At 32.2% G+C, this 23,887-nt stretch carries 21 protein-coding genes; 6 read left to right on the top strand and 15 right to left on the bottom strand.

The genetic code is table 11. The features are described 5' to 3' along the window. Positions 1-9: 9 nt before the first annotated feature. The 5 genes from CLJU_RS04310 to CLJU_RS04290 form a co-directional block, all read right to left on the bottom strand. Positions 10-1,089: a branched-chain amino acid aminotransferase gene (locus tag CLJU_RS04310; protein WP_041705041.1), complete on the bottom strand. Its 1,080-nt coding sequence runs from the start codon at positions 1,087-1,089 to the stop codon at positions 10-12. Between the two features lie 17 nt (positions 1,090-1,106). After that, positions 1,107-2,519, bottom strand: coding sequence for an APC family permease (locus tag CLJU_RS04305; protein WP_013237538.1), 1,413 nt, complete (start codon positions 2,517-2,519; stop codon positions 1,107-1,109). Between the two features lie 51 nt (positions 2,520-2,570). Next, on the bottom strand, positions 2,571-3,497 hold the full coding sequence (locus tag CLJU_RS04300) for a ketopantoate reductase family protein (protein WP_013237537.1): 927 nt from the start codon (positions 3,495-3,497) through the stop codon (positions 2,571-2,573). A 43-nt stretch (positions 3,498-3,540) separates the two neighbouring features. Continuing rightward, positions 3,541-4,287 carry a cyclase family protein gene (locus CLJU_RS04295; protein WP_013237536.1) on the bottom strand — a complete coding sequence of 249 codons (747 nt, stop codon included), beginning with the start codon at positions 4,285-4,287 and terminating at the stop codon, positions 3,541-3,543. Positions 4,288-4,528: 241 nt separating this feature from the next. Continuing rightward, positions 4,529-5,368 carry a MerR family transcriptional regulator gene (locus tag CLJU_RS04290; RefSeq protein ID WP_013237535.1) on the bottom strand — a complete coding sequence of 280 codons (840 nt, stop codon included), beginning with the start codon at positions 5,366-5,368 and terminating at the stop codon, positions 4,529-4,531. A 187-nt stretch (positions 5,369-5,555) separates the two neighbouring features. Here CLJU_RS04290 and CLJU_RS04285 point away from each other — a divergent pair, with 187 nt between their 5' ends. The 5 genes from CLJU_RS04285 to CLJU_RS04260 all read left to right on the top strand — a co-directional run bounded on the left by CLJU_RS04285 (position 5,556) and on the right by CLJU_RS04260 (position 12,989). Next, the gene (locus tag CLJU_RS04285; RefSeq protein ID WP_013237534.1) at positions 5,556-7,670 is read left to right on the top strand and encodes an FAD-dependent oxidoreductase; all 2,115 of its coding nucleotides are present in this window, start codon (positions 5,556-5,558) and stop codon (positions 7,668-7,670) included. A gap of 16 nt (positions 7,671-7,686) precedes the next feature. After that, on the top strand, positions 7,687-8,376 hold the full coding sequence (locus CLJU_RS04280; protein WP_013237533.1) for an NADH-ubiquinone oxidoreductase-F iron-sulfur binding region domain-containing protein: 690 nt from the start codon (positions 7,687-7,689) through the stop codon (positions 8,374-8,376). Positions 8,377-8,427: 51 nt separating this feature from the next. Continuing rightward, positions 8,428-9,888 (top strand): FAD-dependent oxidoreductase, encoded by a 1,461-nt coding sequence (locus tag CLJU_RS04275; protein WP_013237532.1) that lies wholly within the window; start codon positions 8,428-8,430, stop codon positions 9,886-9,888. 228 nt (positions 9,889-10,116) lie between these two features. Continuing rightward, entirely contained in the window at positions 10,117-12,330 is a 2,214-nt protein-coding gene (locus tag CLJU_RS21210) for a cell wall-binding repeat-containing protein (RefSeq protein WP_013237531.1), read from the top strand. A gap of 23 nt (positions 12,331-12,353) precedes the next feature. Then, positions 12,354-12,989, top strand: a complete 636-nt coding sequence (locus tag CLJU_RS04260) for a 5-methyltetrahydrofolate--homocysteine methyltransferase (RefSeq protein WP_013237530.1) — start codon at positions 12,354-12,356, stop codon at positions 12,987-12,989. 49 nt (positions 12,990-13,038) lie between these two features. On the opposite strand, the gene CLJU_RS04255 is transcribed toward CLJU_RS04260, so the two are convergent. Beyond that, complete coding sequence (locus tag CLJU_RS04255) at positions 13,039-13,362, bottom strand: hypothetical protein (RefSeq protein ID WP_013237529.1); 324 nt, start codon at positions 13,360-13,362, stop codon at positions 13,039-13,041. A 181-nt stretch (positions 13,363-13,543) separates the two neighbouring features. Here CLJU_RS04255 and CLJU_RS04250 point away from each other — a divergent pair, with 181 nt between their 5' ends. Then, a complete protein-coding gene (locus tag CLJU_RS04250) occupies positions 13,544-14,437 on the top strand; it encodes an MBL fold metallo-hydrolase (RefSeq protein WP_013237528.1) in 894 nt (297 codons plus the stop codon). A gap of 52 nt (positions 14,438-14,489) precedes the next feature. Here CLJU_RS04250 and CLJU_RS04245 read toward each other — a convergent pair whose 3' ends face one another. The 9 genes from CLJU_RS04245 to purE all read right to left on the bottom strand — a co-directional run bounded on the left by CLJU_RS04245 (position 14,490) and on the right by purE (position 23,863). After that, positions 14,490-15,542, bottom strand: a complete 1,053-nt coding sequence (locus CLJU_RS04245) for a hypothetical protein (RefSeq protein WP_013237527.1) — start codon at positions 15,540-15,542, stop codon at positions 14,490-14,492. Positions 15,543-15,557: 15 nt separating this feature from the next. Then, on the bottom strand, positions 15,558-16,574 hold the full coding sequence (locus tag CLJU_RS04240; protein WP_013237526.1) for a phosphodiester glycosidase family protein: 1,017 nt from the start codon (positions 16,572-16,574) through the stop codon (positions 15,558-15,560). Positions 16,575-16,730: 156 nt separating this feature from the next. Continuing rightward, a complete protein-coding gene (gene purD, locus CLJU_RS04235) occupies positions 16,731-17,972 on the bottom strand; it encodes a phosphoribosylamine--glycine ligase (RefSeq protein WP_013237525.1) in 1,242 nt (413 codons plus the stop codon). 85 nt (positions 17,973-18,057) lie between these two features. Then, complete coding sequence (gene purH, locus CLJU_RS04230) at positions 18,058-19,557, bottom strand: bifunctional phosphoribosylaminoimidazolecarboxamide formyltransferase/IMP cyclohydrolase (protein ID WP_013237524.1); 1,500 nt, start codon at positions 19,555-19,557, stop codon at positions 18,058-18,060. Positions 19,558-19,577: 20 nt separating this feature from the next. After that, positions 19,578-20,192 carry a phosphoribosylglycinamide formyltransferase gene (gene purN / locus CLJU_RS04225; protein WP_013237523.1) on the bottom strand — a complete coding sequence of 205 codons (615 nt, stop codon included), beginning with the start codon at positions 20,190-20,192 and terminating at the stop codon, positions 19,578-19,580. Further along, the gene (purM, locus tag CLJU_RS04220; RefSeq protein WP_013237522.1) at positions 20,180-21,175 is read right to left on the bottom strand and encodes a phosphoribosylformylglycinamidine cyclo-ligase; all 996 of its coding nucleotides are present in this window, start codon (positions 21,173-21,175) and stop codon (positions 20,180-20,182) included. Before purM ends, purN begins: the two co-directional genes overlap by 13 nt. A gap of 13 nt (positions 21,176-21,188) precedes the next feature. Then, on the bottom strand, positions 21,189-22,634 hold the full coding sequence (gene purF / locus CLJU_RS04215; RefSeq protein WP_013237521.1) for an amidophosphoribosyltransferase: 1,446 nt from the start codon (positions 22,632-22,634) through the stop codon (positions 21,189-21,191). 40 nt (positions 22,635-22,674) lie between these two features. Then, positions 22,675-23,382, bottom strand: coding sequence for a phosphoribosylaminoimidazolesuccinocarboxamide synthase (gene purC, locus CLJU_RS04210; protein ID WP_013237520.1), 708 nt, complete (start codon positions 23,380-23,382; stop codon positions 22,675-22,677). Between the two features lies 1 nt (position 23,383). Then, entirely contained in the window at positions 23,384-23,863 is a 480-nt protein-coding gene (gene purE / locus CLJU_RS04205; RefSeq protein ID WP_013237519.1) for a 5-(carboxyamino)imidazole ribonucleotide mutase, read from the bottom strand. Between the last annotated feature and the right edge of the window lie 24 nt (positions 23,864-23,887).

Below are 23,887 nucleotides of genomic sequence, written 5' to 3'. Positions count from 1 at the left end.
TCACTAAAACTATATTGTATCCACTGTTTCTACCCAACCAAAAATATCTTCATCTTCACCGTATTGGATGTTTACAAGTTTATTATAAAGTTCTTCTGTTATTTTTCCTACCTTGTTATCACCAGCATAAACAGTTTCTCCTTTATAACATAAACCACCAACAGGAGCTATAACTGCTGCCGTACCTGTTCCAAACATTTCAGTAATTTCTTTATCTTTAATTCCTTTCACAACTTCATCTATTGATATATTTCTTTCTTCAACCTCATATCCTAAATGAGCTGCCAATTTTATTACAGAATCTCTAGTTATACCAGGAAGTATTGAACCTGTAAGCTTTGGTGTTACAAGCTTATTGCCATAAACGAAGAAAATATTCATAGAACCTGCTTCCTCTATGTATTTATTTTCTTTAGCGTCTAACCAAAGTACCTGAGAAAATCCCTCCTTCTCTGCCTTTAAACCTGCTAGAAGGCTTGCAGCATAATTTCCTCCTGTTTTTGCATCTCCAACTCCACCTACAACTGCACGAACAAGCTTGCCCTCTACATATAAGCTAACAGTATTGAAACCACTGCTAAAATATGTTCCGACAGCAGTTATAAAAATGCAAAAATTATATTCTGGTGAAGGATGAACGCCTAAAGCCACTCCTGTTCCCATGAGCGTAGGCCTTATATAAAGGGATGTGCCCTTTTCCTTTGGAAGCCACCTTTTATCTATTTTAACAAGTTCCTTTACAGCTTCTACAAAAACATCCTCTGGAACTGGTGTCATGCACAGTCTTTCAGCAGACTTATACATTCTTTTAGCATTATCAAATGGTCTAAATAAAAGCACTCTTCCATCTTCTGAATAATATGCCTTCATTCCTTCAAAAACTTCTTGAGAATACTGTATTACCACTGATGCAGGATCAAAGGACATTTTCTCATATTTTTTAAGTTCCCCCTTTTCCCATCCCTTTTCCTTAGTCCATTTCATAGTAAACATATAATCCGTATAAATCTTACCAAATCCCAAGCTATCATAATCTTTATACATTAGCTTTAATTCATCATCTGGAATTTTCTTTGTCAAAAAATCCATTATACTCACTCCTATCACTATATCGCATTTTCTTCATTTTCTTCATATAAATCTTCATGTAATAACTCTTCATGTGAAACTTCATGGCTTTTTCTATAAATTTGACTAAACACAAATCCTATAATTGTCCATCCCAGTACTATATAAGGGAAGAGATTTGCTGGATAGCTTGGTACAGGATAAATATTAGAATAGAAAGCAAAAGCAAGTCCAAGTAATCCTACTGTAGGAAGTATCAAATTATGAATTTTCCATATATTTTTAGCTTTAAAATATATTATAGCCCCAAGACATGTTAGTAAATAAGATATCAATAAAGCTAATGCACCAATTGTCCCTAAATATCCAAAAGTAGTTATTCCATCATTTTTAAACATTAAACAAATTATAACTACTGCTGCTGCTAACATTACATTAAGTGCTATATAAGGCGTACTGTGCTTATGATGTACTTTTGTAAATACATTTGGGACATTGCCATCTCTACTCATTGTAAAAAGAATTCTTGCACCTGCTGTTAATGCGCCTAATGCTGATGAAAAAGCCGATAAGCTTGCTCCAAATGTTAATACTATAGCAAATGATTTTCCTATATACTTTTGGGATAAATCTACAGTAGTTGAAGAAGACTTTGTAAGAGCCTCTAATCCGCCTTTAGTAATTCCAAATCCTATAACCTGAGCATAGCTTACAAAAATAAAGAACAATCCAGTTACTATAACCGTACTTGCAAGAGCAAAAGGTATTACTTTTTTAGGATCTTTACTTTCCTCTCCTAAACTTGATGCTCCTTCAAAACCACCAAAACATAAAAGTGCAACAACTCCAGCACTACCTATACTTCCAATACTATTTCCATTAAGTTTAAAAGGTGCCAAACTTAAACCTGTAGTCATGGCAGTTTTTGCAATTATTACAACAGAAAGCACAAGTATCATTAATATTGTTATACCTTCAAATGCTAACATTACCCTTGTACTTATTGCTACTTCGTTAATTGAAATGTACCACATAGTAATGCCACATATTATTGCAACTGGTATCCATGGAAGCTTAACTCCGCTAACTTGATTTATAAATTCTGTAAAAAGTCCAGAAAAGGCACAACAGCATCCAGTAAAGAACATAAAATATGCCAAAAATAGTATCCATCCCGAAGCTGTTCCCGCTTTCTTACCCAGGGATTTTTGAACAAAAGTATAAACAGAACCTGCAGTTGAAATATACTGATTAAACTTTACAAAAGCTATAGCTACACATCCTATCACAAGTGTGCTTACAAAAAACACCAATCCAGTTGAATATGCAGCAATACCAGCCATTAAAGTTACATTCATAGACATAGCAAAGGTTGGCGCTATAATAGCAACAGATAGTGCTATTACCTCAAGATAATTCAATTGGTTTTTCTTTAATTCATTCTTAGCCAATGCAATTCCCCCCTTAAATTTAATATCTTAATTACTTAACACTGGATTTCATTAGTACAAGGATTCTGTAACCTTAATAATATCGGTAAGTGTACTATTTATAGGTGTTAAAACATTGTACTTCTTGCCAAGCTCTACTACTGTCCCACCAAAAATCTCAATCTCTGTTTTTCTTTTAGCCATTATATCCTGGCACATTGAAGTTTTTCCCTCAGGTGACAGTTTATTTAAAACCTTCACCCAATCTTCTATATCTTCTTCTGTGAGATTAACTCCTGCCTTTTGAGATACTAAAATAACTTCTTCCATAGCATTTCTCATTATATTTATGGCAGCTTGTTCTCTTTGAAATACACCATAATTTGCCTTTAAAACAGCTGATGTTTGGTTAATGCCTACATTAACCATGAATTTCCACCACAATGATCTAATCATATCCTTTGGAATCTTGTTTTCAATTTTAGCCTTATTGAAAAATTCTTTAAGGGTTTTGACCTTGTCCGTTAATATATCATTACTTTCCTCACCAAAATCTATATATCCAATATTTTTAAATTTTACATTTTGATGCCCTTCCCTTACTGCATCTATTCCTGCTGATATTGAATAAAGCATTTTATCCTTTCCATAAACTTCTCCAAGTATTTCTTCACTGGTAATCCCATTTAACAGAGATATTATAATGGTATTATCACCTACATGATTTTTAATCTGAGTAACTGCTTCTTTTAATTGATTATACTTTACTGCAACTATTATTAAATCTGCAGCCTCACATTTTTCATCTGGTTCTGCAACATCATAAAAGTATTTCTCTCCATTTATTACAAAGCCATCTTTTCTATACCTCTCAGCTCTTTTTCCTTCAGCAATTATCTTTACGTTAATATCTTGTATATTTTTAAAAATTTGGCTTGAATAAGCACATCCCATTGCACCCATTCCAATTATAGATACATTTTTTATTTCTCTAATCATTACAATAGGAACCCCTTTTACTTATTTATTTGAAAATGCCTTATTACTCATTAACTATTGCAAAAGCACGTACTGGAAATCCTGGAGCATTTTTAGCTTTTGGAACCACACAGAAAATTATTGATCCTACTGGCGGAACCTTATCCAAATTCGTCATTACTTCGATTTGATATTTATCTTGATTTAATATATAATTTTCACCTTTAAAACCATATTCAGCTTGTCTTATTGGAGCATCTGTATCAAATGGTTCATGTCCACTTGCTGCTATCTTTCGTGTTTCATATAAAAACTCCAATGTTTCATATGCCCATCCTGGATAATGAAGATTTCCTTCACTGTCTGCATTTGAACACTTTTCTTGATCTGGCCAATTTTTACCCCAATCCGTTCTCATTGCCACAAAAGAACCTTCTGGAATAATACCGTACTCAGCTTCAAATGCAAGCAAATCTTCAAGCGTAAGTTCATAATCAGGATTTTCTTTAAACTTTTCTGAACAATCAATAACTACAAGAGGAAGAACCATTTCTTTAAGTTCTATATCCTCAATAAGTCTTTTACCTGCTGCAAAGTGTCCTGGGGCATCCATATGTGTTCCATACTGTCCTGGGAAAGTATATTGATTGACAAATATACCATCCTTCTCAATTGTAAAAAGAGTTTCAATTTTTTCAGCCTTAAAGCCAGACCACTTTGGTGTATCTGAACCAAAGGCATGTGTTAAATCAACCCATTTGCATTTTTTTAAATCAATTAATGTTTTCCACAAATCTACATTTATTGTCATTTTTCATCTCTCCTCTGCATTTTTATTCATATTTTGTAAAATATTCGCGAATCGTAAATCTTTATTATAATATATATCCATTTATCAAAATAGTCAATACTTTTTTGATAAATCATTATAATTAGCCTATATAAATTTTGTTATTATTAAAAAACGCATAGTTACATTGATAATCAGTCAATGTAACTATGCGTTATAAATTAATATATATCACTATATTTTATATGATTTTTTAGGAATACTAAAATGATACTGAATTGATTCCAAGTTCCAGCACTTGTATTTCCATTTCATACTCATATTTAGTTTTTGCCCTTAGGTCAAAACGCTCAAAAATCTGTATAGCCGTATCAGATAAATTAATTACATTATTACTTGCAAATTTAATAAGTTCATATATAACCTGACAGGAAAGTTTCTCAGAATATCTAAATTTACAACATAAATAGCGACCTTCAGGTAAAATGAGATATTCTATATTTTTAAGACGTTTATCTGTAAAGTATCCAATCTGTGATACTAGTAAATCATGTGTCCCAGGTTTATAATCTTTTTTCTTGTAGATATAGCACATTGTATTTCCTTCGGCTGAAATAGCACTTTCAAATAAGTCTTCATTTCTTCTACAATATAAATCGATATCATAAATTGAAACATTGACATTTTTAACTGCAACATGACGTGACATAAGATATTGCTCATATATTTTCAAATCCATAGCACTGTTATCTCTATTTTTAAGGTTATTAATTGCCTCTGTAATAACTTCACTTGAATATTGCAGTTCTTGAATTTTTTTCTCAACAGATACTTTATGCTTGGATAAACACTCTAGAAGGATTTCATAATCATCAGAAGAATTCAACATAAATTTAATCTCTTCTAACGATACTTTTAAACCTTTATTCATATAGCGAATCAAATCAATATAAAAAAACTGATCATAAGCATAGTAACGATAATGTGTATTTTCATCAATACGAAAAGGTTTTAATATACCCATTGAATCATAAAGACGTAATGCTTTAATAGGTATACTCATTAGCTTAGATACTTCACCCGTAGTATATAAATCTCTCAATTCAGATACCTCCCCTGAAAGCAAATTCATCTAATCTTTATTATATAATGCTTTATTTCCTTAATCAAACCATTTGAAAAATATATAAAAAGCTATTGACTCTTCCCCTGGGGCAGACTATATAGTTTAATCGTTAAAACAATAACTTAACAACTTGGTGAAATACTATAAAAATGGAGTGAAAATAATGAATACAGTATCAATTACAATTGATGGTTATACGTTACAAGTAGATTCAGAAAAAAGCATTCTAAGTGCATCACTAGAAGCAGACATATACATTCCTCATTTATGTCATCATCCAGATCTACCTGACATTGGTGCATGTAGATTGTGTGTTGTTGAAATTGAGGGATGTGATGAAATAAAAACAGCCTGTACTACTAAGGTAGAGGACGGAATGATAATACATACAAAAACAGAAAAATTAAATGCAATGAGAAGATTATCCATGGAATTAATGTTAGCCAATCATGTTGACGACTGCACTACTTGTCCTAAATATCTAAAATGTGAATTACAATCATTAATTCAATATTTAGGAGTAAGTACTTCTCGTCTAAGAAGAACACTAAACAGTGTACCTGTAAACACATCTAATCCGCTTATTGTAAGAGATCTAAATAGATGTATATCCTGTGGACGATGCGTAAGAATGTGTAAAGAGGTTCGAGGAGTAAACGTTCTTAACTATGAAATAACAGAAGATGATAGAATCATGGTTGATATTCGGAAGCACAATTCTTTAAAAGAAGAAAACTGCCGTTTCTGTGGAGCTTGCGTAGAAGTATGTCCTACAGGTGCACTTCAGGACAAAGAAGGAGTATTTAAGGAAAATTTAAACCGTGAATTAAATCTTATCCCATGTAAAGCAGAATGCCCAGCAAATATTGATGTTCCAAAATATATTCGATACATTAGAGAAGGAAAATATCAAGATGCCATTGCAGTTATTCGTGAAAAAGCACCTTTTCCACATTCATTAGGGTATGTGTGTATGGCATTTTGCGAAAGTGCCTGTAGAAGAAAAGAAATCAATAAAGCTTTATCCATTAGAGAATTAAAGAGATTTGCAGCAGAGCATGATGAAGGTCTATGGCGTGATAAAGTTACCTTTAAACCTAAAACTAATAAAAAGATTGCAGTTGTAGGTAGTGGACCAGCAGGTTTAACAGCAGCATATTATTTAGCAAAATGCGGACATGAAGTTACAGTATTTGAAAAATCACCAGTAGCTGGAGGAATGATGTCAACTGGCATTCCAGAATATCGTCTTCCAAGAAAAGCTGTTCAGGATGAAATTGCAGAAATAGAGCGTGCAGGAGTTATTATATTGACTAATACAGAAATAACTTCACTTGAGAATTTAAAAACTAAAGGTTTTGATAAGATTTTATTGGCAATAGGAACAGGAAAAGGTGTTAGATTACCAATTCCAGGAGCTAACTACAAAAATGTATATGAAAATATAGAATTTTTACAAAGCGTTTCCCTTAAAAGGCCATTAACTGTAGGTGAAAAAGTAGTAGTTTTAGGTGGTGGAAATGTCGCATTTGACTGTGCAAGAGTAGCAAAAAGATTAGGAGCAAAGGATATTACAATGGCTTGTTTAGAGAATAGAGAATCTATGACTGCAAGCGATGACGAAATACAACAAGGATCAGAAGAAGGAATTAAAATTCTTAATTCAAGAACCTTTGTTTCCATAGAAGGCAGCTGCAATATTGCTGCAGGAGTAAAGTGCCAAGAAGTAGCATCCTTTAGTTTTGATGAAAATAAAAGATTGAAACTTGAAATAGCACCAGATTCAGAACATATAATACCAGCAGATACAGTTATTTTTGCTACAGGGCAAAGAGCAGAAATACCAGAAAAGTGGAATATACCTACTGGACGTGGAAATTCAATTATTACTGAAGATGGAATGAAGATAAGTGATAGTGATATGTATGCAGTTGGTGATGCAGTATATGGAACAAATTCTGTAATTAGGGCAATTGCAGCCGGACGTAAAGTTGCATCTGCTATAGATATTGAACTAGGTGGAGATGGAGTAATTGAAGATAAATTAACAGAAGATATTGTTCCAAATTCATATATAGGTAAAGATGAAAATTTCTTATCCATCGAAAGAGCAAAAAATGAATGTGAAGATGTCCAAAGTCGTATTAAAAATTTCAAGGAAGTAAATCATTGTTTAAATGAAACTTCAGCTTGCAAGGAATCAAATAGATGTTTACAGTGTGATTTACGTACACAAATTAGAAAGCCAAAATTATGGGCTCAGTATAAAGTTAAATAGAAGGGAGTGGAAAAGTATGGCATTAGTGCAAAGAAAGTTATGGAAACAGGCATCTTTAGAAGAAATTAAGGATTTTATAATTGAAGAATATAAAAAACAGTCAGAAAATCCATGTCCTGTTGATAAAATGAGAGTGTTTACTGATAGTACAAGACGTACAAGCTGTGGAGAATGTGTAATTTGTAGAGAAGGAATATTACAGCTTAATGTAATAACAGAAGCAATTTCTCAAGGTAAGGGACGTGATGGAGACATTGAAATTCTAACTGAAATATCAGATGATTTAATCTTAGGATCATGCTGTGACTATGGTAAAGAGGTTGGAAAAATTACTAAAAGAATAATTGAAGAAAGCAAAGAAGAATTTGAAAAACATATAAAGAGAAAAAGATGTGATGCTTTAGTATGTAAGAAATTTTTCAGTTATTATGTTGCACCAGAAAAATGCAGCGGCTGTAATAAGTGTGTGGAGGAGTGTCCTCAAAAAGCAGTTGCTGGAAGTAAAGATTTAATTCATATAATCGACTCATCTATTTGTGACAGATGTGGAAAATGTACAGCAGTATGTAAAGCAGCAGCAATTCAAAAAGCAGGTGCAATAATACCTAAGCTTCCATTAGAGCCAGTAGCTGTCGGAAGTTTTAAAATAGAGCCACAAAATGGTGGAGGATTAATGGCTGGCAGAAGAAGACGCAGAAGAAGCTAATAATGCAAATTTCATATATTAATAAATAATATTATTAAGGAGGAAAAAATAATGAGAGAATTTGAAACAGATGTAGTTGTTGTTGGTGGAGGAGCATCAGGGCTAGCTGCAGCAGTTACTGCTGCAGAAAATGGTGCAAAAGTAATGGTGCTTGAAAAAGCTAATACTACAGGTGGATGTGCTAATATGGCAATGGGGCCTCTAGGTGTTGAAACAAGAATGCAAAGAGAAAGACTTATAGATATCTCTGTAGATAGAGCTTTTAATAAGTTCATGGAATATTCTCACTGGAGATCAGATGCAAGATTGATAAGAAGATATTTGGAGCAGTCAGCAGGAACTATTGAATGGTTAGAAAATATGGGAGTAGAATTCGCATTACCTTCAAAGTATTTTCCAGCTTCAGAAGCAACCTGGCATATTGTTAAACCTAAAACAGGGAAACCGGGACTTCGTGCAGCTGCTACTATGATTAAAATTATGACAGAAAGAGCAGAAGAATTAGGCGTTAAAATATTATTAGAAACACCTGTAAAAAGTATTATTAAAGATCAAGGAGAAGTAATTGGCGTAACAGCTAGTGATAAAGATGGTGAATTAGAAGTATATGCTGGAGCAGTTATCATCGGTACAGGTGGATTTGGTGATAATCCAGACTTTATTAAGAAGTATGTTGGACTTGAATGGGGAAAAGATTTGTTCTCATATAGAATTCCTGGATTAACTGGAGATGGAATCCAGATGGCTTGGGATGCTGGTGCTTCAAAAGATTTTATGACTATGGAAATGGTATTTTTTGCTCCTAACACTGGTGGATATGCTCCTATAGAGTTACCTTTCCGTCAACCTAATCTCTTAGTTAACCTGGACGGTGAAAGATTTATAAATGAAGAAGTTATAGAAAATCCTGTATTTACCGCAAATGCTATTGAAAAACAAAAAAAGAAAATTGCATATTCTATAATAGATGAAGAACTAATCAAGCATTATGAAGAAAAGGGCTTAGATCTTATAAATGTGGTTACTTCTAGTATGGATATGAGTTATTTTAGACAAGAAGAAGAAGAAGCTAAGAAAAATGGAAGTGATGTATTATTTATTGCTGATTCTATAGAAGAGTTAGCTGAAAAAACTGGCATTGATGCAGAAAACTTAAAAAATACCATTGATACTTATAATTCTTATTGTGATTCAAAAGATGAGTTATTCCATAAAAATCCTAAATACTTATTACCAATTAAAGGCTCTAAATATTACGCATTAAAACTTGGTTTAAGTGCATATGGAAGTGCTGGCGGTATAAAAATAAACTATAATACTGAAGTTCTTAATGATGATTTAAATGTTATAAAGGGACTTTATGCTGCTGGAACTGATGCTAATTCACTATATAATCCTGATTATGCTTTTGTACTACCTGGAAATTCCCTAGGTTTTGCTTTGAACAGCGGAAGAATAGCAGGGTCTAGCGCTGTTGAATATATTAAAGCAAATCTTATGGAAGAACAATAAATTTCATATAAAATATGCATATTTAACCTGTAATCCAAACTTATGAGCGAATAATATCCACCTATTGCCTGTTAAGGCTTAGTATGATGTTATTCGCGTTTTTTGCTACTTATTAAAATTAACGGCACTAAGGTTGTTATTGTTGATAATATAATAATATAATGATATCATTTATATGGACTTCAGTTCTGTTTTCTAGTAAAGATCTAACTAAATCGGAGGAAATTTATGTTATCTAAAAAAGTTATAACTACTTTAATAATTTCTACAGCATTAATATTTTCAAAAACTACTGTAATCAATGCTCAGTCTCAAAGTCCAACTATAACAAGATTATCTGGCCCGAACAGATACTCAACTAATATGAAAATAGCTGACTATGGCTGGAGCGGTCATTCTGATTATGCAATTATTGTTTCAGGTGAAAACTTTCCAGATGCAATTTGTGCTGCACCTTTAAGTGCCAAGTACAATGCACCTTTATTAATGACAGATGGAAACACTTTAAGTCCTGAAATACAAAATAAATTGACAAGCCTAGGCGTTAAAAATATATTTTTAATTGGTGGGACAGGCGCTGTTTCAAGTGAAATAGAAAATGAATTAACCCAAAAAAATTTAAATGTAAAAAGATTGGGTGGAGCTACAAGAATTGAAACTTCCATTGAAATTGCAAAAGAAGTTGGAGGTAATCAGCTATTTGTTGTTTCATCAGAAAGTTTTGCAGATGCATTATCCATTTCATCCTATGCTTCAAGTAAAGCTGAACCTATTGTTTTAACTCCTAAAAGTGATATTCCTGATGTACTTAAAGACTATTTAAGTACTTTAAAACCTTCAAAAACCTATGTGATTGGTGGACAAGGTGTTATTCCTGACGATACCGCTTCTTACTTTGGTGATTATGAAAGACTAAGTGGTCAAAGCAGATATGATACAAATGCAAATGTAATTAAAGAATTTTATGATCTTTCAAAAGTACAAAAAATATACGTAGCAGCAGGAATAAACTATCCAGATGGACTATCTATTTCTCCTCTAGCTGCCAAAAATAATTCACCTGTAATACTCGTAAATGACGATATGTCTTCCGACCAGATTAGAATGGTTAGAAACAATAAAGCTACACTAAAAGAGTGTGTGGTTGTAGGTGGAGAAGATGTTACTCCAGACTATCTAATAAATAGATTTTTTGTGGATTCAAAAGACATCACACCTGATGACTTTATTAACTCCTATAATAGTCAGGCTTCTTCTGATGAATTAGCTGCTTTTAAGGGCATAGCTTTAGGTATTTCATTATATCCTAACAATTATAATTTAAAGACAGCCTTTGACAGTGATGCATACCATTTGCTAGATACTGCAGTAAGCATTCATAATCAAGGGAATTATGACTCAGCTTTAAACATTTATAATTATTTACTTCAATTGCCAGTACCTGAAAATATTAAAATTAATGCTACTGTATACAAAAATGTTGCAGCATCAAAAAATCCTATAATAAGTAAATATATCTATAAGGAAAGTTCTAAAGATATAGTTCAAAATGCCGTAGAAATGTACAGCAAACTTAATTTTAATTTTGATAATCCAATTACGTATAAAGCTATGTCGGATTATTTAGATTTCTTTACAAGTGATCATTTTAATAAATCTGATATATTAAGTTTTGATGACAATGGAATTCCAATAGTAACCTATAGGGAATTTGGTGCTCAATACAATTATGTGACAATATGCCAATATGCACTTTATCTTCATACAAAATATTTACATGGAGATACATCTGTATTAAGTCAATTTATAAAATGTACCGATTTTCTCCTCGATCACATGGATAGTGATGGAAGTTTTAGATATAAATTTCCTTATTACTCCTATGAATCTCTTGGAACTAATTGGACTTCAAGTATGGCTCAAGGTGAAGCATTAAATGTTTTTTCTCGTGCTTACGAAATAACTCACGATCATAAATATATTGATGCCGGTAACAAAGCTTTTAACTATTTGATAACACCAATAAGTCAAGGTGGCGTTATGGACACTCTTGGAAGCCTGGACCCTAGATTTAAAAGTGATATATTCTTTCAAGAGTATGTGAATACAACACCTACTTATACATTAAATGGATACATGTTTACATTACTAGGTATATATGACTGGAATCAACTTTCAAAAACAGTATCTGACATAAGTGGTGATCAAACAAGTTATTATTTCAATGAAGGCATTAAAACCTTGAAAGTAGTATTACCTTACTATGACATAGGTGGTTTCACCAGTTATGATTTAAGCCATCTAATGACATCTAGGGATGCTAATCCTGCTTTAGATTATCACAAGGTTCATATAGATTTACTAGAAGCAATTTACTCTATAACAGGTGATAATTACTTTATGGATATTAGAAATCAATGGGTTAACTACATTAAACATTAATTAGTACTTTGGGGGTAATAAGAATGGATGTAATACTGGACTTTGATTTTAAATTAAACAAAGATCAAGTAATACAAACTTTAAAGTCCTATGGCAGTATAATAAAAAATGAAGAAATGGAAGGTTTATATGAGAAACTTCTTCCTATTTTATATGAAAATATAGAACCAACAGGGATATTTGAAATACAAAAAAGAGAGGATAACTTTGACTTTGAAGCTGTAAAAAGTTATGAATACATTGTGTATTGTATTATAACTATGGGTGATAGTTGTACGAGTAAAATAAATGAATTCTTTTCCTATGGAAATATGAAGGAGGGCATGATGCTTGATGCTATGGCTTCATCTTACTTGTTTGAACTCAGTTCCCAACTCTTTAACCACATATATGCTAAAGTTAAAGAGCTGCATTTAGGATTGAGTTGTAGAATATCTCCTGGAGATGGAGAGATTCCTCTTAAATGTCAAAAGTATATACTAGATAAACTAGATGCGGAGAATTTTTTAAATTTGACTGTAAATGAAGACTATATGCTTTCTTCCATGCGCTCTATGGCATATATATATGGAGCTGATAAAAATATAAAATTAAGTAAAAAAGACCATGACTGTTCCAGATGCCCAAATAGAAATTTGTGCAGTATGAGAAAAAGCTAATATTAAAAGGTTCGTATACAACTTGTACGAACCTTTTAATATTAGCTTTTTATTTTTTTTTATTATCGTATTTGCTTTTCCTCTTTCTGTTATATATAAAATCCCAAGTAATAGCTACAAGTAAAACTGCTGGCAGCATTACTTGTAACTTACTTCCAAATGTAGGATTTATAAAAGTAACTGCTTGAAATATTAATATTACTCCCCCAAGTATCATTAAGAAATTTGCCTTAAAGTTAACATATTTTTGATCTACACCTTCTGTATCCAATTTAAATTTTGTTCTCACAGCTTTGCTATATTTCATTCCAATTCCTTGTATAACGCCCATAAATCCCATAAACATAAGTAGCCCTGATACAGCTGAATCCATTTGAAATACCTCCATTTAAAATTATCTTAACGTAAAAATACTTATTAAAGATTATATCATTATAAATCATAAATTTCAAAATTTCATTTCATATTGAGAACTATATTTGTTTTAAAGATAAAATATGTTATCATCTATATATGCAAAATAATAATTCAAATATTTCAAGGAAGTGTTTTTAATGACTTTAAATAAGATAAAAGGAAATACCTATTACATAGATGCGCCCACTAACTGCGGAGTATTCATATTTAAAAATAAAAACTGCCTAATTGTAGATACAGGCATAAACAACACTGAAGCAAAAAAAATAGAGAATTTACTTATAGAAAATAGCCTGCATCCCAAGTACATAATAAATACACACAGCCACTTAGATCACTGTGGTGGAAACTTATACTTTAAGAAAAACTATCCAGGCTGTCTAGTATATACATCTAAATTAGAAAAATTATTTATGGAAAATACAGAGATCTTCCCATCTATTCTTTCCTCATCCTATCCTTCAAGAGCATTTGATAGGAGTAATAAACCTCTAGAGGTAGATTTCATTTTAGAATATGGCATAAATAAATTGAATGACGAGAAATTTAACATTGTTGCACTTCCTGGACATTCAATAGAGCAAATAGGAATAGTAACTCCTGAAAAGGTATGTTTCCTTGGAGATTCCATATTCAGCAGCGAGATACTGGATAAATACTCCTTCCCATACTTATATAATATAGAAGATAGTATCCTGTCATTGAATAAAATTAAGGACATAGATGCAGATTACTTTGTAATAAGCCACTCCAAAAAGGTACTGGATAAAAGCGAAATAAATTCTTTAGTGGATAAAAACATCAAAAATATAGATAAATATAAAAATCAAATTCTAGATCTTTTAGATCAACCGCTCACTAGAGAAAACATATTAGAAGACATAACCATTTTAAACAATTTATCTTTAAACTTTCATGAGTATCATTTGAATTTTGGAGGAATATCTGCATTCATATCCTATTTATACAATGAAAAGCTCATAGACTATTCTATAGAAGACGGTAACTTATATTATTTCAAGTCCAACTAAAGTATATTAAAAAAAATAACTAGCATAGTGGCTAGTCATTTTTTTTAAGTGCCTAAAATAGACTATTTGTTAGCTTTTTTCCATCCTGACTTATTACTCCATATTTATATACAGATACAAAATTTCCTGAATACTTGGTAACTTTGCCTGTAGTAATATCTTTTACCTGACTATCTTTTGAATCATTAATATATATATTACCACTTCTTGTAACGTATATATTATTTTTATTTACAGAACTTGGAAGTGTGTATTCCTTCCAGCTGCTTTTATTCGTTTTAAGACTTGCCACAAATATTTTATTAACTTTATTGTCTTCTCCATTTCCTATATAAATATTGTCGTTGTTATCTGTGTTTAATAAATAATGCATAGCATTTTCACCAGTAGCTATTATTCCACCCCTGCTAGTTCTTATTCTATTGGAAGTCCTATCTTCATATATAAGTTCATCACCATTTGTGCCATTTATAGCAGCCATATTTCCAAGCTGGCATCTTACAAAATTGACTAAATTCATCCTGATCATTACATCAATTCTATATATTCTACTGCTGCCTTCTTCATTAGTAGCACTACTGACATAGATTACATTGCTAGCTCCAGAAAAAGCTATATGTTTTACATCATAAGAATTATCTGGAAGTAATATTGAAAGTTCCTGCTTCTTCTCCTCATTCTTCAATGGATAAGTTGAATCACGTTTGGCATCATAAGTCTCAAATTTTAAATTTCTTGATTCTGATCCTCCACTTGTTTTTTCTGCTACAAGTATGTTATCTGTATCCAAGTTCCAGGTATAATAGGATAAATCATTTTGTAGATCCACTTCTTTTTTGCTATTTTTTAATGTATCAATTACCTGTAAAGATTGGCCATCATAATACGATATGTAATTTCCGCTATAGGATACCTTCACCATCTTTGCATCTTCAGGTATTTTTACACTAATTTTGTTGGCTGTCTGTTTTGAAGTAGTATCTACTTTTTTTATATTGAAATTAGAGTCACCACCAAAATAAAATTTATCTACTAATAAAAGACCTGCTAATTCCATAACTATAGGAATCATTGTCCATACAATTATTCTCTTAAGTTTTTTCATCTACCACACTCTCCTCTAAGGTTTTACATATATAGCTGTAGCTACAGTTCTCTCACCGTTCCAATCACAAGGATTATTTATTACTTCTCCATTAAAGTACATTGTAGTGGATGAACCTCCATCTAAATTGCTTGCATTAATTACACCTTGCTGCAAAAGTATATTTTGTACTTCTTTTAATGAAGCTCCCATTTTCAATCCTTTTCTACCATCTATAGCCAGCATGACTATTGTTCCATCTGCCTTCTGCCCTATAGCTGTTCTAGGATTTAAGCCTTCATTTTCTACTGATACAGTCTTTCCATTTATTATAAGTGAGTTTCTAAAAGAAATTGCCTCCGTTACACCATCAGCAAGAAGTTCCTTAAGTGTGTGGTCTCCAACTATAAGTCTTCCAGTTGGAGTAAAAGCTGTAACATTTATTTTTTCATTAGGTTTTACATCACTGTATATTACTTTACCGCCAGATATTACAATTCCCTCTGGATAGCCTCCTGTTCCTACCCACATTTTTCCACTACTTGTTTTATCTGTGAATCCTCCTCCATTTATGGCTGCAACCGCTCCATTTCGCTGTGCTATTTCACTTGTTCTTTCTCCAACTTCTCTTAATTTATTAGTATATCCTATACGTATTCTCTTAGGATCTTTTATTTCTAAAATATAGCCATCAAATCTTGTGCTAGGTATATCATACCTTTTTATATCCTTATCACCTACATAATTTATATTTACATCATTTAGATTTTCAGCTTCCTGGCTAGTAGTTTGGCCACTCTTACCTTCTTGAAGTATTTTATTTATTTCATCCTTTGACAAAAAAAGGGTAGCTATGTATTGATGAGTAAAAGTAGCCATAGCTGTGCTTACTATCTGGTTTTTTACATTTTTAAATGGGCCATAAAATACCAACAAGGGACTAGTAACTACAACTACTATAAGCTCATAAATTATGAACAAAAAGAACAATCTAGGAGAAAACTTTTTCTTTCTTTTTATATTTTTCCTTCGTCTATTTCTCGAATCATTCATTTAAATTAACCTCCATACAGTATAGAACTATTTTACTATTATTTTTAAATTATTTCCACTGAAAAATCTTTTACATTCTGTTAATTTAAAAAACTGACCTGCCTTATGAAAATTAAGGCAAATCAGTTTTTCTAAATTTTACACTAAAATTATAATTTACTTTCCTATATCTGTTCTAAAATACATACCCGGAAAACTTATTTTTTTCAAATTACAGTAAGCAGCTTCCACAGCAGAATTTAAATCATTTCCAACTCCATAAGTTACTAAAACCCTTCCACCAGATGTCTTAAACTGTTCATTTTCTTTTTTAACCCCTGCAGCAAAAACATTACTGGACTTTTCTATACCTTCTATTTTAAAACCAGTATCATACTTTAAAGGATACCCTTTAGACGCAGCTACAACACAGCAGGAGGCTCCCTTTTTCCATTCCAAATTAAATTTATCAAGTTTTCTATATATAGCACTTTCTATAAGTTCCACAAAATCACTTTTCATAAGTGGAAGTACAGCTTGAGTTTCAGGATCACCCATTCTAACATTATACTCTAACAAATAAACTCCCTTTTTTGTTATCATAATGCCGAAGAAGATTATTCCCACATAATCTAGGTCTTCCTTCTGTATTCCTCTTAAAGTAGGTGCCATTATATTTTTCTCAAAGTCTTTTAAAACTTCCTCACTGCAGTATGGATTTGGAGCTATAGCTCCCATTCCACCTGTATTTGGTCCTAGACCCCCATCATATATTTGCTTATGATCCTTTGAAGATATAAAGGGAAGAATAGTATTTCCATCTGTTATTGTAAGTATTGAGGCCTCTACTCCCTCTAGAAATTCTTCAATAACTACATTTTTTCCTGCCCCTTTAAATACGTCCTTTACCATAAAATCATTTAATGCAGTACTTGCTTCCTCATAATTCTGACATATGGAAACACCTTTTCCTGCCGCTAATCCGTCAGCCTTTATAACTACAGGATATCTACAATTTTCTATGTATTTTAAAGCACTATCTTTATCATCAAAAGTGCAATACTCAGCAGTTTTAATTCCATACTTTTTCATGAAATCCTTGGAATAGATTTTGCTTCCCTCAAGCTCGGCAGCTTTTAAACTTGGTCCAAATATTTTAAGTCCCTTACTTTTAAACTTATCCACTATGCCTTCTGTAAGGGGTCCTTCAGGGCCTACTACAGTTAAATCTATATTTTCTTTGGATGCAAAATCTATAAGTCCATTTATGTCTGTTATGTCTAGATTACTGCATTTATCTACTATATCCGTTCCTCCATTTCCTGGAGCGCAAAATATTTTATCCACCTTGGGACTTTGAGATATCTTCCAACAAATAGCATGTTCTCTTCCGCCGGAACCTATTACAAGTACCTTCATTATATAAAATCCCCCTTTTCATATTAGACACCTTCAAATAAATAACTAGTCAGTATACTGACTTATTTTTCAAATGCCTTAAAAACTAATGTTTAAAATGTCTTACCCCTGTAAACACCATAGAAATTCCATTTTTATTACATTCATCTATAGAATCCTTATCTTTTATGGAACCTCCTGGTTGTATTATAGATTTTATTCCATGTTTTGCTGCTTCACATACTACATCACTAAATGGGAAAAATGCATCTGAGGCAAGTACTACCCCATCTCCTGCCCTATCAAGTGCCTGGCATGCAGGCCATATTCTATTTACCTGTCCTCCACCAATTCCTTTAGCCATAAAATCTTTAACTACTACAATAGCATTTGATTTTACGTATTTACAAACCTTCATTCCAAATATCAAATTATCCATTTCTTCTTTTGAAGGTTTCTTTTCTGTAACTACTTTAGTCTCATCTACCAGCTTATCATCAAAAGATTGTACAAGTATCCCACCATCTAATTTTGATATTTCAACACCATTAGTAGGTTTTACATCACACTTAATTATTCTTAGATTTTTCTTTGCCTTTAATATTTCAACTGCATCCTTATCAAAATCCGGTGCAATAACTATTTCAACAAAAATTTTAGCTATTTCCTCTGCAGTCTTTGCATCTAATTTTCTATTTACAGCTATAATGCCTCCAAAAATAGAAGTAGAATCACACTCATAAGCTTTTACATAAGCCTCATGTAAGTCTTTACCAAGGGCTACACCACAAGGAGTATTGTGCTTAACTGCAACACAACATACTTCCTCAAATTCATTTACTGCCTTCCAGGCCATATCCATATCTCTCATATTATTATATGAAAGTGTCTTACCACTTAACTGTTCAAAATCCTTCATAGGAGCTTTTCCTACAGTTTCTGTGTAATAAGCTGCACTTTGATGTGGATTTTCTCCATATCTCAAGCTTTCAGATTTTTTATAAGACAAGCTTAAGTATTCTGGATATTCATCTTCAAGTAGGAAGTTACTTATAGCTCCATCATAGGCAGACATTAAATTAAATACCTTACCTGCAAGTTTTCTCCTAAATTCATATTTTACGTCTCCAGAAGTTTCTATTTCGTTAATTATTTGTGAATAGTCATTTACATCTGTAACAACTATTACATCTTGAAAATTTTTAGCTGCAGCTCTTATCATAGTTGGACCGCCAATATCAATAAACTCTATTTTTTCATCAAAAGTTATATTATCACATACCTTGTCGAAAAAAGGATATAAATTTACGACTACCATATCTATTGGTTTTATGTTCTTACTTTTTATAGTATCCATATGTTCTTTATTATCTCTTTTGGCAAGTATACCACCATGTATAACTGGATGAAGTGTCTTTACTCTGCCATCTAGTATCTCATCAAATCCAGTAACTTTAGATACTTCTGTAACCTTTATATTATTTTCTACAAGGTATCTATAAGTTCCACCTGTAGATATTATTTCAACTCCCCTATTTATCAAAAATTTTGCTAAATCCAATAATCCATTTTTGTTATAAACACTTATTAATGCACGATCTATCATAATTTGCACCTCCAATTATTTTAATTACAAACTTTTACTATTCTGTTCTCCACCACTATTTTGTTTTCAGAAATAAGTTTGATAACTTCAGGAAGGGCTTTATGCTCTTCTTCTAATATTCTCTTTTGAAGCATTTCTGGAGTATCTTCAAAATATACAGGAACTGTCTTTTGAATTATTATAGGACCACTGTCTGTACCCTCATCTACAAAGTGTACAGTGCAGCCTGATACTTTGACTCCATACTCAATTGCCTTTTCATGAACCTTTATGCCATACATACCATCTCCGCAAAAAGACGGTATTAAAGAAGGGTGTATATTTACTATTTTATTTCTAAATTCTGAAATCAGCTCTCCTTTAAGTATGGAAAGCCATCCTGCGCATACTATTAAGTCAACTTTGTCTTTAAGCATCTTTAATATTTCCTGAGAAATATTAGACTTATGTATTTTCTTATCTAATACATAGGATTTTATATTATGCTTTTCAGCTCTTTCTAAAGCATAAATTCCAGGTCTGTCACCTATGACAGCTTCTATACTGCAGCTTTTTATATATCCGCTCTCAACTGCATCTATTATAGACTGAAGGTCAGTACCTCCTCCAGAAACCAAAACTGCTATTTTAAACATACTGCTTTTTCCCCTTTTTTTACACTTCCTATTATATATGCCTTTTCACCCATTTTATTTAATTCTTCCACTACGTTTTTAGCATCTTTATTATCTACACATAGTACAAATCCTATTCCCATGTTATAGGTATTGTACATCTGCTTTTCTTCTACACCTAGTTCCATTAAATGCTTAAATATAGGTGGCACTTCAAAACTCTTCTTATCTATAACTGCAGTAAAATCATCTTTAAACATTCTAGGTATGTTTTCAAAGAATCCCCCTCCAGTTATATGAGCCATAGCTTTAATTTTAAATTTATCCAAAAGTTTAAGTACAGGTTTTACATATATCTTTGTAGGTGTTAAAAGTACTTTTCCTATAGGCGTACCCAAAAAGTCCTCATCAAAATCTTTTACAATTTTCCTTACTAATGAATATCCATTACTGTGAACTCCACTAGATGCTATTCCTACAAGGACATCTCCTTCTTCTACTGTACTCCCATTTATTATATTATCTCTTTCCACAACTCCTACGGTGAATCCTGCCATGTCATAGTCTCCCTTGGAATAAAAGCCAGGCATTTCAGCAGTTTCTCCACCAATTAGGGCACAACCTGCCTGAATACATCCATCTGATACGCCTTTAACCAAATCTGCTGCAACTTCTGCTTCTAAATTAGAGCAAGCTAGGTAGTCTAAAAAAAACAGGGGTTTTGCACCATGACATAAAACATCATTTACACACATAGCCACGCAATCTATTCCCACTGTATCATACATTTTCATTTGAAATGCTATTTTTAACTTTGTTCCTACTCCATCTGTTCCAGATACAAGTACTGGATTTTTATATTTACCAAGTTCAAACATACCTGCAAAACTTCCAAGTCCATTTAAAACTCCTGGTATAAAAGTCTTAGATGAATATTCTTTCATAAGTTTTACTGACTTATATCCTTCTTCAATATTTACACCGGAATCTTTATATGTTACCACAGCAAACCACCTCTTACTCTAAATAATTTTTATCTTTTTCTATAGGTACAGATATTGGGTATATTCCATTAAAGCACCCTAAACAATATCCTTTTGACTCAGTACATTGAAGGGATTTCAAAATTCCATCTATACTTATATAGCCTAAACTATCTGCTCCTATTTTATCCCTTATTTCCTCTATTTTTGCATTAGAACCTATAAGTTGAGACCTATAAGGGGTGTCAATGCCAAAATAGCAAGGATACTTAACTACAGGAGATGAAACTCTAAAGTGCACTTCAGTAGCTCCAGCTTTTCTAAGTATTTCTACAAGTTTTCCACTGGTAGTTCCTCTAACTATGGAATCATCAACAATTACCACTCTTTTTCCCTCTACATTTACCTTTAGAGGGTTTAACTTTACAGCTACTGCTTTAGACCTAAGTTCTTGGGATGGAGCAATAAATGTTCTTCCTACATATTTATTTTTTATAAATCCTATAGCATAAGGTATTCCCGATTCTTCTGAATATCCAAGAGCTGCTGGTATTCCCGAATCAGGGACACCTATAACCACATCTGCTTCTACTGGGTTTTCTCTATAAAGTATTCTTCCTGCTTTAACTCTTGATGTATATACATTTATATCATCTATAGTACTATCTGGTCTTGCAAAATATATATATTCAAAAGAGCAGGTTTCACATTTTGTCTTTTCTGCAAAATTTATAGATTTAATTCCATCATCGTTTATAATTACAATTTCTCCAGGCTTTACATCTCTTATAAAATTTGCTCCTATAGAATCCAGGGCACAGCTTTCAGAACAGAGTATATAATCTCCGTTTAATTCGCCTATACAAAGTGGTCTTATTCCATTGGGATCTCTTACACCTATAAGCTCATTTTCCGTTAAAATAGTAATGGCATAAGAACCTTTCACTGCCTGAACTGTATCTACTACAGCTTTACCTATATCTCTCTTAGCCTCTCTTGCAATAAGACTTAAAATAACTTCTGAATCTACAGATGTCTGAAAGATATATCCTGCGTCTTCTAAAAGTCCTCTTATGACATCTGCATTGACCAAAGTACCATTGTGTGCTATAGCAATAGATCCAAGTTTATACTTCACCATAAGCGGCTGGGCATTGTTTAAAGTACTAGAGCCTGCTGTAGAATACCTTACATGACCTATAGCACTTTTCCCTTTAAGTCCTTCTAATATATCCTTATTAAATACATCTGCTACAAGTCCCATCCCTTTATGATACTTAAATTCACTTCCATCAGAAACTACAATACCTGCACTTTCCTGCCCCCTATGCTGGAGAGCATATAGTCCATAATAAGTTAAAGATGCTACATCTATATTGTTCTTAGAAAATATTCCAAATACACCGCATTCGTCCTTGAATTTATCTTCCTCCAAATCAATACAGGAGCAAGTATTAAATTTATCATTTAAAGTGCACATTAAAAATTCTCTCCTTTTAACCATAAAATTAAGGCAGCTGCTAATTTTTACTTATTCTCTTCAATATTTCTACATAGGCTTCTTTTACATTTCCCATATCTCTTCTAAATCTATCTTTATCTAATTTTTCATTAGTTTTTGCATCCCATAGTCTACATGTATCTGGTGATATCTCATCAGCTAAAAGTATTTTTTCATTGAATTTTCCAAATTCCAATTTAAAATCTATTAATTTTATTCCCTGTCTTAAGAAAAATTCTTTTAAAATATTGTTTATAGATTCTGTCATCTTATATATAGTTTTAAGCTCATCAAAAGTAGCAGCTCCAATTCCAACTGCATGATAATCATTTATAAGAGGATCTCCAAGTTCATCATTTTTATAGCTTAATTCATATACTGTAGTTTTAAGTGCGCTGCCTTCCTCTAGTCCCAATCTCTTTGCCATACTCCCTGCTGCTACATTTCTAACAATTACTTCTAGAGGAACTATTTCTACCTTTTTACAAAGTTGTTCTCTATCATTTAATTTTTGCTCAAAGTGAGTTTCTATACCATGTTTTTCAAGCAGCTCAAAGAGCATTGAAGTAATTGTATTATTTAATACTCCTTTATCTGATATTTGTCCCTTTTTCTCTCCATTAAAAGCTGTAGCATCATCTTTATAATAAATTATTACCTTGTCTTTGTCTTCTGTCTCATATACCTTTTTTGCTTTTCCTTCATATATCATTTTTCCTTTTTCCATATTATAATTCCACTCCTTTTCCATTTTCATTTATAAACTTTTCTTTCATATTTTTTCTATATTCAATTAATTTCTTTTTAATTTCAGAATATTTAAGTGCTAAAATCTCTACTGCCAGCATGCCTGCATTGTAACTGTTATTTATTCCAACTGTAGCTACAGGTATAGATTTTGGCATCTGTACTATTGAAAAGAGAGAATCAAGTCCAGAAATAGCTGCATTAAGTGGAACTCCTATAACTGGAATAATTGTATTAGCTGCAATAACTCCTGGAAGGTGTGCTGCAAGACCAGCACCTGAAATAATACATTCACAGCCTTCTTCTTCTAATTTTTTTACAGTTTCCAAAAGCTTTTCCGGAACCCTGTGAGCTGATAAAATATATGCCTCATATTGAATATCAAATTCTTTTAAGGCTTTGGCAGCTCCTTTCATCTTGTCAATGTCGGAACTACTTCCAAATATAATTGCTACTTTCATATTCGTCCTCCTTAAACAACAAAT

The organism is Clostridium ljungdahlii DSM 13528, from assembly GCF_000143685.1.
In the GTDB taxonomy this organism is placed as follows: Bacteria; Bacillota; Clostridia; order Clostridiales; family Clostridiaceae; genus Clostridium_B; species Clostridium_B ljungdahlii.
Note: the sequence above shows the minus strand (reverse complement) of the source record. Positions and strands in the feature narration are given on the sequence as shown.

Bases quoted from the DNA above. Each gene is read 5' to 3' on its own strand.
- CLJU_RS04310 (WP_041705041.1), bottom strand. From the start codon at position 1,089: ATGGATTTTTTGACAAAGAAAATTCCAGATGATGAATTAAAGCTAATG.
- CLJU_RS04300 (WP_013237537.1), bottom strand. From the start codon at position 3,497: ATGATTAGAGAAATAAAAAATGTATCTATAATTGGAATGGGTGCAATG.
- CLJU_RS04295 (WP_013237536.1), bottom strand. From the start codon at position 4,287: ATGACAATAAATGTAGATTTGTGGAAAACATTAATTGATTTAAAAAAA.
- CLJU_RS04285 (WP_013237534.1), top strand. From the start codon at position 5,556: ATGAATACAGTATCAATTACAATTGATGGTTATACGTTACAAGTAGAT.
- CLJU_RS04280 (WP_013237533.1), top strand. From the start codon at position 7,687: ATGGCATTAGTGCAAAGAAAGTTATGGAAACAGGCATCTTTAGAAGAA.
- CLJU_RS04275 (WP_013237532.1), top strand. From the start codon at position 8,428: ATGAGAGAATTTGAAACAGATGTAGTTGTTGTTGGTGGAGGAGCATCA.
- CLJU_RS21210 (WP_013237531.1), top strand. From the start codon at position 10,117: ATGTTATCTAAAAAAGTTATAACTACTTTAATAATTTCTACAGCATTA.
- CLJU_RS04260 (WP_013237530.1), top strand. From the start codon at position 12,354: ATGGATGTAATACTGGACTTTGATTTTAAATTAAACAAAGATCAAGTA.
- CLJU_RS04255 (WP_013237529.1), bottom strand. From the start codon at position 13,362: ATGGATTCAGCTGTATCAGGGCTACTTATGTTTATGGGATTTATGGGC.
- CLJU_RS04250 (WP_013237528.1), top strand. From the start codon at position 13,544: ATGACTTTAAATAAGATAAAAGGAAATACCTATTACATAGATGCGCCC.
- CLJU_RS04245 (WP_013237527.1), bottom strand. From the start codon at position 15,542: ATGAAAAAACTTAAGAGAATAATTGTATGGACAATGATTCCTATAGTT.
- CLJU_RS04240 (WP_013237526.1), bottom strand. From the start codon at position 16,574: ATGAATGATTCGAGAAATAGACGAAGGAAAAATATAAAAAGAAAGAAA.
- purD (WP_013237525.1), bottom strand. From the start codon at position 17,972: ATGAAGGTACTTGTAATAGGTTCCGGCGGAAGAGAACATGCTATTTGT.
- purH (WP_013237524.1), bottom strand. From the start codon at position 19,557: ATGATAGATCGTGCATTAATAAGTGTTTATAACAAAAATGGATTATTG.
- purN (WP_013237523.1), bottom strand. From the start codon at position 20,192: ATGTTTAAAATAGCAGTTTTGGTTTCTGGAGGAGGTACTGACCTTCAG.
- purF (WP_013237521.1), bottom strand. From the start codon at position 22,634: ATGTGCACTTTAAATGATAAATTTAATACTTGCTCCTGTATTGATTTG.
- purC (WP_013237520.1), bottom strand. From the start codon at position 23,382: ATGGAAAAAGGAAAAATGATATATGAAGGAAAAGCAAAAAAGGTATAT.
- purE (WP_013237519.1), bottom strand. From the start codon at position 23,863: ATGAAAGTAGCAATTATATTTGGAAGTAGTTCCGACATTGACAAGATG.